This window comes from Williamwhitmania sp. (genome assembly GCA_035529935.1).
GTDB lineage: Bacteria > Bacteroidota > Bacteroidia > Bacteroidales > Williamwhitmaniaceae > Williamwhitmania.
Genome location: DATKVT010000028.1, coordinates 24689 through 32985, shown reverse-complemented (window position 1 = coordinate 32985; position 8297 = coordinate 24689). Strand labels below are relative to the sequence as shown.

The 8297-nt window shown below is 46.7% G+C and carries 8 protein-coding genes; 3 read left to right on the top strand and 5 right to left on the bottom strand.

Annotation, left to right across the window (positions count from 1 at the left end; genetic code table 11):
* Nucleotides 1-292 precede the first annotated feature (292 nt).
* A complete protein-coding gene (locus tag VMW01_01790) occupies nucleotides 293-547 on the bottom strand; it encodes a hypothetical protein (protein HUW04967.1) in 255 nt (84 codons plus the stop codon).
* Nucleotides 548-774: 227 nt separating this feature from the next.
* Here VMW01_01790 and VMW01_01785 point away from each other — a divergent pair, with 227 nt between their 5' ends.
* The 3 genes from VMW01_01785 (at nucleotide 775) to VMW01_01775 (ending at nucleotide 3850) form a co-directional block, all read left to right on the top strand.
* Complete coding sequence (locus VMW01_01785; GenBank protein HUW04966.1) at nucleotides 775-2451, top strand: MFS transporter; 1677 nt, start codon at nucleotides 775-777, stop codon at nucleotides 2449-2451.
* Nucleotides 2452-2650: 199 nt separating this feature from the next.
* Entirely contained in the window at nucleotides 2651-3049 is a 399-nt protein-coding gene (locus VMW01_01780; protein HUW04965.1) for a hypothetical protein, read from the top strand.
* 222 nt (nucleotides 3050-3271) lie between these two features.
* A complete protein-coding gene (locus VMW01_01775) occupies nucleotides 3272-3850 on the top strand; it encodes a hypothetical protein (protein HUW04964.1) in 579 nt (192 codons plus the stop codon).
* 163 nt (nucleotides 3851-4013) lie between these two features.
* Here VMW01_01775 and VMW01_01770 read toward each other — a convergent pair whose 3' ends face one another.
* The 4 genes from VMW01_01770 to purE all read right to left on the bottom strand — a co-directional run bounded on the left by VMW01_01770 (nucleotide 4014) and on the right by purE (nucleotide 7915).
* The gene (locus tag VMW01_01770) at nucleotides 4014-4397 is read right to left on the bottom strand and encodes a hypothetical protein (GenBank protein HUW04963.1); all 384 of its coding nucleotides are present in this window, start codon (nucleotides 4395-4397) and stop codon (nucleotides 4014-4016) included.
* Nucleotides 4398-4493: 96 nt separating this feature from the next.
* On the bottom strand, nucleotides 4494-6533 hold the full coding sequence (locus VMW01_01765; protein ID HUW04962.1) for a hypothetical protein: 2040 nt from the start codon (nucleotides 6531-6533) through the stop codon (nucleotides 4494-4496).
* A gap of 6 nt (nucleotides 6534-6539) precedes the next feature.
* Nucleotides 6540-7403, bottom strand: coding sequence for a hypothetical protein (locus VMW01_01760; GenBank protein HUW04961.1), 864 nt, complete (start codon nucleotides 7401-7403; stop codon nucleotides 6540-6542).
* On the bottom strand, nucleotides 7403-7915 hold the full coding sequence (gene purE / locus VMW01_01755; protein ID HUW04960.1) for a 5-(carboxyamino)imidazole ribonucleotide mutase: 513 nt from the start codon (nucleotides 7913-7915) through the stop codon (nucleotides 7403-7405). The genes VMW01_01760 and purE overlap by 1 nt, the downstream gene beginning before the upstream one ends.
* Between the last annotated feature and the right edge of the window lie 382 nt (nucleotides 7916-8297).

Sequence of the window (8297 nt, the reverse complement as noted above, 5' to 3'; positions counted from 1 at the left end):
AACAAGTCACCCCCTGACTATTGTAGACCAAATCAAATCCTCACCCCGCAGCGCAGCGTTCTCCCTTTTATCCAGAAGAGGCTCTCTTTTACCGAGGTCGTTCCCTCTTATTCCCTGAATGGGCTCCCTTTTACCTCGGTTCGTCCCTCTTGAAGGGCGGTAGACCTCCCTTTTTGCCTCGTAGCCCTAGCAGCAAGGGAGGATAGCCTCATTAAAAGGGAAGGAGACCTCACAAAAAGGGAGGATAACCTAACACGCGACCCAAAGTGGCCTCCCAAATTGCGAGGCAAGCCTACCTCTGCACGAAAGCGCTTTCGCTACGAAGGAGCATCTCCTCGCGAAATGGTAGGCTTAGGAGTAAAATAGCCAGCCCTGCGAGGAAAAAGGATAGCCCAAGAAAACCAAAAGGGAGCCGATCCTCTCCCCTTTTTAGGATAATTCCCCACAAAAGGTAGCGCACGAACAGGAAAGGGAGCCGCTCGGGCCAAAAAAGTGAGTCGGTGAGCTGCTCCCCGACCCGTAGGCGAAAATATGCGGTATTGCCCATAGAAAGTTTTTTAGCCCTTCATTAGCGGCGCTACATGCCACAAATTAAGTTTGCTTGTAACTTAGCTATTAAGCGCTGGAAATAATTAATATTCGGCGACTATGTGGTTATATTAGATGCTGTAATTCAACGTATTAACATGTGTGAAACTTTAGTCCACTAAAAAGTTTTTCTTTCAAATTGTTTTCTACATTTATGCCAAATTTTTTTTAACCACTAAAACCTATATGGAAAAACTGATAACTACTTTACGCGACTCGAAAAAGGCGAGATGGACCGCGCTGATAATAGTATCGCTATCAATGTTTGGTTCATACTACTTTAACTATGCCCTTTCGCCGGTTAAGCCGATGCTGGAGAGCATTTTGGGTTGGAACAGCTCCGATTTTGGGATATATACCTCCTCCTACACCTGGTTTAACGTATTCCTGTTCATGCTAATCTTTAGCGGCATTATCCTCGATAAAATGGGGATCCGCTTTACCGGCATCATGTCCACTGTGTTAATGGTAGTGGGAACAGGGCTTAACTACTGGGCGCTGATACACGTGTTTCCCGATGGCGCCATGATTTTTGGAGTAAAAACGCAGGTGGTAATCTCCGCTATCGGATTTGGAATCTTTGGCGTAGGGTCAGAGGCAGGAGGAATTACCGTATCGAAGGCCGTTGTAAAGTGGTTTAAGGGCAAGGAGATGGCGTTGGCTATGGGCCTACAGATGTCCATTGCCCGTTTGGGAACTGCAGTTGCGCTTGGCATTGCCTTGCCGCTGGCAACAACCTACTCCTTCACATCTCCTGTTCTGTTGGCTTTTGTCCTCATGCTTATTGCGCTGGCCGCCTTCATCATCTACATGGTTATGGATAAGAGGCTGGATGCCTCCATCGCCCAAAGCAGCAATGGCAACGAGGTTGAGGAGGCCTTTGAGATGAAGGACATTCTCTTCATCATAAAGAACAAGGGCTTCTGGTATATCGCCATCCTCTGCGTGCTGTTCTACTCGGCCGTGTTCCCGTTTTTGTTCTACGCAACCGACTTGATGATCAACAAGTACCACGTCAACCCCAACCTGGCAGGTGCCATCCCCGCCCTGCTTCCGTTTGGCACCATCTTCCTCACGCCTCTGTTTGGGACATTTTACGACACCAAAGGGAAGGGTGCCACCATCATGATTATGGGATCCATCATCTTAATTTTTGTGCATGGCATACTGGCAATTCCTTTCCTAAACGCCTGGTGGCTGGCAGCGGCCATGGTAATCATCCTTGGAATAGGTTTTTCGTTGGTTCCGGCCGCCATGTGGCCCTCCGTTCCCAAGATTATTCCCGAAAGGCAGCTGGGTACAGCCTATGCAGTAATTTTCTGGATTCAGAATATTGGCCTGTGGGCCATTCCGTTGCTGCTGGGCGTAGTGCTCAATGCAACCAATCCGGAGGTAACCCCCAACAAGCTGGTTATAAAGGATGCCGTTGCGAATGGCTACCAGCAGGTGCTATCCGATAAGGCTTACGGTCTTACCGGTAAGGAAATTACGCAGCTCGCCGAAAAGGCCAGCAGCCGAACCATCGACTCGCTGGTACAGAATACCATATACGAGGCAGTTCCAACCTCATCGGTTGACATGGGAAGCCTAAAAAGTAGCATTGCAGCAAGCACCGCAAGTGCGCTATCGGGTATTAATAAGGAGGAAAACAAGACCCTGTTTTACAAGGATATTGAGATTAAAACCTCAGAAGCAATCTATCCTATCATAGAGAAGACAAAGTTGAACCTTCGGTACGATTACTTCTTCGATTTGGTAATTTTTACCTCGCTGAGCATACTCTCCCTGCTGTTTGCCTTCCTGCTTAAGGCAGAAGATAGAAAGAAGGGTTATGGTCTGGAGCTACCCAATATTAACAGATAGAAAGCTAAGTGATCAATAAAAATTAAAAGCCCTGAACTTCAGGGCTTTTTTTATCTTCATAACAGGCTCGGTTTGAAATTAAAGCAGCAGCGCAGTTCAGCCATTCATGAAATTTGGTGAGTTTAGTTTGAAGTATTTAAACACTGCAATATTGTGATGGGAAGACTTGATTAGCAAAATTAAAATCAACACTGACGATATGAAGAAAATATTGGGGTTAATCATTCTTTTGTGCATAGTCCATATGCACTGTTCTTCTCAGCCAACTAGCAAACTCATCAAAATATACTCTATTACTGATTACGAGGATGGCTTTGTTATTAGTGGAGTTGATTTGAGCAACAATGATACATTGACAATTATCTCCAGCAAGGATACCGTTTGTAGTAAATCAGAATATGAGCAAATCAACATTGGTAAAAGTTATGTTGTAAATATAGAAAGCGTTGGGAGTAAAATCTCGGCGATGCCCATTGACCATTTTTTAGTTAGAGTAGGAAAAACTGTGGTGTGGAGAGGCGGAGATAACCCCCATAAAATGCCGTTCATCTCAAGCAATATAAAAGGAGATTGCATTGAGAAAATTGCGAGCCAGTAGAAGCCTTCACCAATTAAATACTACAAAGGCAATAAATTATTAAACCACACTGGTGTCGACAAAAAAGTTAGGCGGGGTATTGCACATTTACTATATTTACAATAGCAACTTCCTGGTGGGCATGGATGAGGAGATACACGCCAGCAGATGAATGGCTGCACAAACTGTTGCTCGGTTCAATTAACTGATGCATGTTATTTGAAGTTTTTAAAACCAATTTGTATGACAAATAATGGATTGGATATCATCGATGACTTGTTTATTAAAAGAAAGGCATTCATAGCTACCATTGGGAGTCTTGGAGCCATTATTTCAGGGATGTTAATCTACTTTTCTGTTTGGGGAGTCATAGAAATGGTATTGTTTGCAAATAATCCTGTACTTAAGAATTTTAACCCTGAAGATAATCTTGAGGTGGCACATAGCATGGCCAATGTTCAGGTAATGTTATACGCCAGCCTTGCAATAACCATTTTAGTTTCAACCGGTATTTTAATTAGCTCCATAGGCCTGCTAAGGTATAAGAATTGGGCACGAAAAGTATTCCTAGTGGTATGTTGGCTTTTAATTCTAGTTGGATTAGCCTTGATTCTCTTTTTTATTGTCAGTTCTACCCAAATGCTTAATCAAATAGAACCGGTTGCCTCCACACCCGAATTTGATAGCATGACCAAATACATGAACTTCATGCTAAGGGTAAAGTATGCATCGTATGCTGTTTTTTTAGCCATGGTCCTCGTTGCATTATTTCGCATAACCAGGCGATTTAGACAGGAAGAGTATAGGAGGCTGTTTTATTAGGTTGATTTTAGAAGACTGGAAAATCTATGTCAGCAAGCAATTACACCTCCTTGGAGATTGTTGGTCTTCGCGGGCCCGCACAAACAACGAATCGCTCGAGCGAAACCGTCAAGTGGCCGGACAGCTGGGCGAAGCCCAACCAGAAACTAGGAATTAGAAACTGCTATGTCGTTCCCTTTAGCAGCCACTGCTTGGCAGTGGACTCCGATTTGAATGTGCCAATGGTGAGCCAAGGGAAGTGGTGGTAGGTTCTCCTTTTTACTATTCCTTTTGGGTAAGCGTCGGAAACAATGGCCATTTTCCTAATGCCAAGCCGTGCTATTTGTGGTAACACCTGTTGCTCCAACCATCCCGATAGCTTGTTCATCGGAAGCATCTCTTTTTGAGAGGTGTGGATTAGAATTAGGGTGGGCTTTTTGTATTCTAGAATCTCGAGAAATTCCGAAACGGTTAGGATATAGTTTACCTCATTGAACGGCTCCGCTTCTGTCATTTTATGGACAAAGAGCGACGTAACGGGGTCGAAATCGTAGGCAACGTTTAGCATAACTAGCATCTCTACTTATAAAAGTAGTGCAAGAAGATGCCGTATACAAACGTTTACTGTTAGCTAATTGGCAGTTGGTCAAATTGGTAAAATGGGCTAAAACCTCAGTAGGAATTGGGCTTTGACCTCGTTTTTTGCATTTCCGTTTATCGCAGTAAGACCCGAACCGACCTCGTTTTTTTGGGCAAAACGGATTTGCGACCAGCGTAACCAAAGCGTAAGATTTTGGGTGAGCTTGCCGGTGACAAGCAGGTAGAATCGCGCTCCGGAGAGGTAGTAGGCTGGAACAGAAAAGGAGTAGAGTACGTCGTTCTCGTAGGCGTATAGCCGTGAGTCCCATCCATCGGTGTTGAAGTAGGCTGCCCTTGCGCTCAGCGATAGTTTTCTATTGCCTGTGTACCAAGTTAAATCCTGAAGCAGCACCACTCCCTTTTCGTTGGTCGATAGTTCCTTGTCATACCAAACATGCTCCAGCCTTGTGCGAAGCGTCACCGTTTTTGAGGGAGAAAAGGTGATTTGCACCCGAGCCCTTGTTTTGGTGTTCTGCTCAAGCTGGGTGTTTTGGTTTACGTCGATGTTGTATGGCTTTGTCTCACGGATAAAAAGCAGCTGAAGCGCAAACCCTGAGTCGGAGCGGAATGTAGCCTCAGTAAAAACTTCATTACCTGATGACGGGGCCGACACTCTATACCTTAGCCAGGTGAAGGAGAAGAAGTCGGCGTAGCTTCGCAGTCGCCATTTGGGATAGGGGCTGGTCTCCAGACCGATGCAAATTCCTTGTTCGGCACTAGTTTGGCTACCCTCGCCAAACCCTGCGGTCATGCGTGAGAGGTAGCGTTTGCCATAATTTCGTCCAACAATATAGGCGGTAAGTGCAGGGGCGGCTTGCCAAATGCCTCCGGCCACCATAGCAGTGGAGCGGTATTGATCGGTGGCCACTTCGCCAAAGAACTCAGCCTTGTGGGTTATGGCCAAAAAGTGTGTGCCAATGCGAAGAATTTCTGTTGGGTCAGGTTCGAGCATATCCTGTGGGGCAGTGGAGGGAATGAACGGCTTGTTAGTTTTTGCACCAAACCCCGAAACCCCAACTTTAAGCCAGCTGTGGCTCAGTGAAAAGTTTAAACCCATGGCGTTCTCAGAAATGGTGTGCTTGTTGGCCATTTCGCTGGTGGTGGCATGGCTGCCGGTGGCGAGGTAGCTGCTGAATCCAGTGGTGTCGGTCTCGAGGTTCCCATCCATGTTTTTGTGGGAAGCAAAGCCCGTTATTGTTACTTCACCCCAAGCGGCCGTGGTTGCCACACCCCTGAAAAAACGATTCTCGTCGGTGGAGGAGTAGGGTGAAATGGTTCGTCCTTGTTTCCCTGGATCGATGAGCAAACTTGCCTTTCCAAGGGGGTAGCCTGTCCAAAGGGTGAGTCCCTGTCCAAAGTTAGCGGAAAAGTCACCCACTACCAGCTGCTTCAACACTCCCAGTTCGGTTGCTGCGATGTATCCCGAATAGAAGTCGAAGCCGTTGGGGTTACTCCCCCTAAGAAAATCCTCACCTGGATCTTTCTCCGCGGTAAAGCCAAGTGTTATTCGATGGGGAAGCTGCATTCGTCCCTTCACGAGGAGCCCATCTGGCGAGCCAAGGTAGCCGTTTACAGGCCCACCTTTCGATTGGGGGAGGTAGCCATATTGCTGCTCCAGCACCCTCCTGTAGCGCATTAGCAATCTATTCCGAGTTTTTTTACTTGAAGAGGCTTTTACAACCGGACCCACGGTGATAAAGGGTATCAAATTTTCAGCAAGGGCTTGGTCTATGCCTGGAATCAACGGTAGCTCGTATTGGCTGGCCAGCTGCCCGTGGTTTCTGATATAATCCACGATACTACCTATCTGTAAATCGGAGAGTGGCAGCTGGGCTAGGTTTCCCGGGGTAGTATCGTTAATGTTTATTGGGTTGTCAATTAGGTTTAGAAGATTGTTGGAGACATCCTCCAAGGCCTCTTCGCTCATATCTTCCTTTTCGGCCAGCTCCTCCAGCAAGGTTTCTATGAGGATGTGAGAATATCTTGTGGAATCACTACCCACTTGGCTCCTAGCTGGAAATGGTGAGGTAATGGCTATGGCAAGCACGATGAAAAGTTGTTTCATGGCAGCCTAGTTAAAGAGGTACGCTACCGTGAGAAAGCTGGATAGGCCCAACGGATTGTTGGTTGTGAGAGCTAAATCGACCTTTAGCGGTTTGTAGGTATATCCCAGCCCAAAGGAGAGCAAATCGGGGTTGGAGGCGTATCCGGCTCGCAGCACCAGCTGGTCAATAACCGTTGCTTCAATACCTGCATGGAATTGCGTTTCAATATTTTCCTGCTCGGTAACCTCAATTGCGAGAATGGCACCCGGTGCAGCCGTGTAGCCTATTCCTGCCGAGATGCCGCTCGCCAACTTTTTGCACGGATTCTCTCCCATTGTTTCGGCTGTGGGGTTAAAGAGATGAAGCCCTACCGAAAGGTTTTTTATTGGTGAGTAGAGAACGCCTGCCTCCACGGTATATGCGCTGCTGTGGCCATAGCCTTCTGCCAGCTTAAGGTAATGGGCATTCAGGCCAATGCCAACCGAGAACGATGGCCATAGCCGCTTACCAATGGCGAGCATGAGTTGGCTTTCGTTGTATAAGCTGTATCCCAATCGGGAGACACATAGCGCAATGGTTCCAGGCTTAACGGGCAGGGTAGCTGCAATGGCGCTCACGTTAAGTTCCTTTACCAAAAACCGATTTTCCTGATGGAGCGAAACCGCCTTGTGGTCGTAAAAGCCAAGCGCTCCTTGGTTGGAGAAGATGCTCCAGGGGGAGACGGTTGTGGTGGCTACTCCACCCTTGCCTTGCGCCGCAGCATCTGTAGGGGTGGATTCATCCTGTGCTGATGCACCAATGGTTAGAATGGATAAGAGAAAGATAAAGACAAAAAAGCTTCCTGCCCTTAATGGGGAGCGCAGCAGCTCTTTTGTCTTCGTGTGGTTCATCAGTTTGTTTTATATTCAAACTTAATGGTGGCCAACTCTTCGTTGGCCTTCTTAATTTTCTTTGCCAACTCTTGCTTAAAAGTAAGGATTTTTTCTAATAGTTCAGGATTTCCAGTTGCAATTATTTGAGCAGCAAGTATTCCTGCATTCCGTGCACCGTCCAAAGCTACCGTTGCTACAGGGATTCCGGCGGGCATCTGCAGAATGGAGAGGATGGAGTCCCAACCGTCGATGGAGTTCGACGATTTGATTGGCACGCCAATCACCGGGAGCGGTGTGAAAGCAGCAATAACTCCTGGTAGATGGGCGGCACCCCCGGCACCGGCAATAACCACCTTAACCCCGCGCTTGTGGGCATTTTTACCAAATTCCATCACCAACTCCGGGACACGGTGGGCCGAAAGGGCATTGATTTCGAACGGGATTTGCAGCTCGTTCAGCAGCTTAGCTGCCTCTTCCATTAAGGGCATATCGGAGGTGCTGCCCATAATAATACTTACTTGTGGATTCATGTGGGTATGTTTAGTTTAACAAGTTGTAACATTTCGGTTATTGATGATTGCATCAAGCGTGGGGCCGTCCACCATTTTTTTAACGACCTTCCTAAAATATTATTGGGTGAAGTGTGATGTGCTAAAGGCGACCAGATTTCAGTGGACGTGGAATGGGTATGTTGGTTGTTTTGTATAGCTGGCTTGCCCGATAGGGTGGACTCCTTGGCGAAAATCCATCCCCAATTTGTATATTCACTCGTGCAATTCGTCAGGAATTTCACAATTGATGAGGTTTGTTTCTGCAAATATTCATACTTTCGCAAGGTAGTAATTTTTTGCTCCGGGACTGAGTTCTTCGTGTAGAATATGGCTGTAATAGTTTGAATTGCAGCATTTTGTC

Coding starts and splice junctions, on each gene's coding strand:
- VMW01_01790 (HUW04967.1), bottom strand. CDS start 547: ATGGGCAATACCGCATATTTTCGCCTACGGGTCGGGGAGCAGCTCACC.
- VMW01_01785 (HUW04966.1), top strand. CDS start 775: ATGGAAAAACTGATAACTACTTTACGCGACTCGAAAAAGGCGAGATGG.
- VMW01_01780 (HUW04965.1), top strand. CDS start 2,651: ATGAAGAAAATATTGGGGTTAATCATTCTTTTGTGCATAGTCCATATG.
- VMW01_01775 (HUW04964.1), top strand. CDS start 3,272: ATGACAAATAATGGATTGGATATCATCGATGACTTGTTTATTAAAAGA.
- VMW01_01770 (HUW04963.1), bottom strand. CDS start 4,397: ATGCTAAACGTTGCCTACGATTTCGACCCCGTTACGTCGCTCTTTGTC.
- VMW01_01765 (HUW04962.1), bottom strand. CDS start 6,533: ATGAAACAACTTTTCATCGTGCTTGCCATAGCCATTACCTCACCATTT.
- VMW01_01760 (HUW04961.1), bottom strand. CDS start 7,403: ATGAACCACACGAAGACAAAAGAGCTGCTGCGCTCCCCATTAAGGGCA.
- purE (HUW04960.1), bottom strand. CDS start 7,915: ATGAATCCACAAGTAAGTATTATTATGGGCAGCACCTCCGATATGCCC.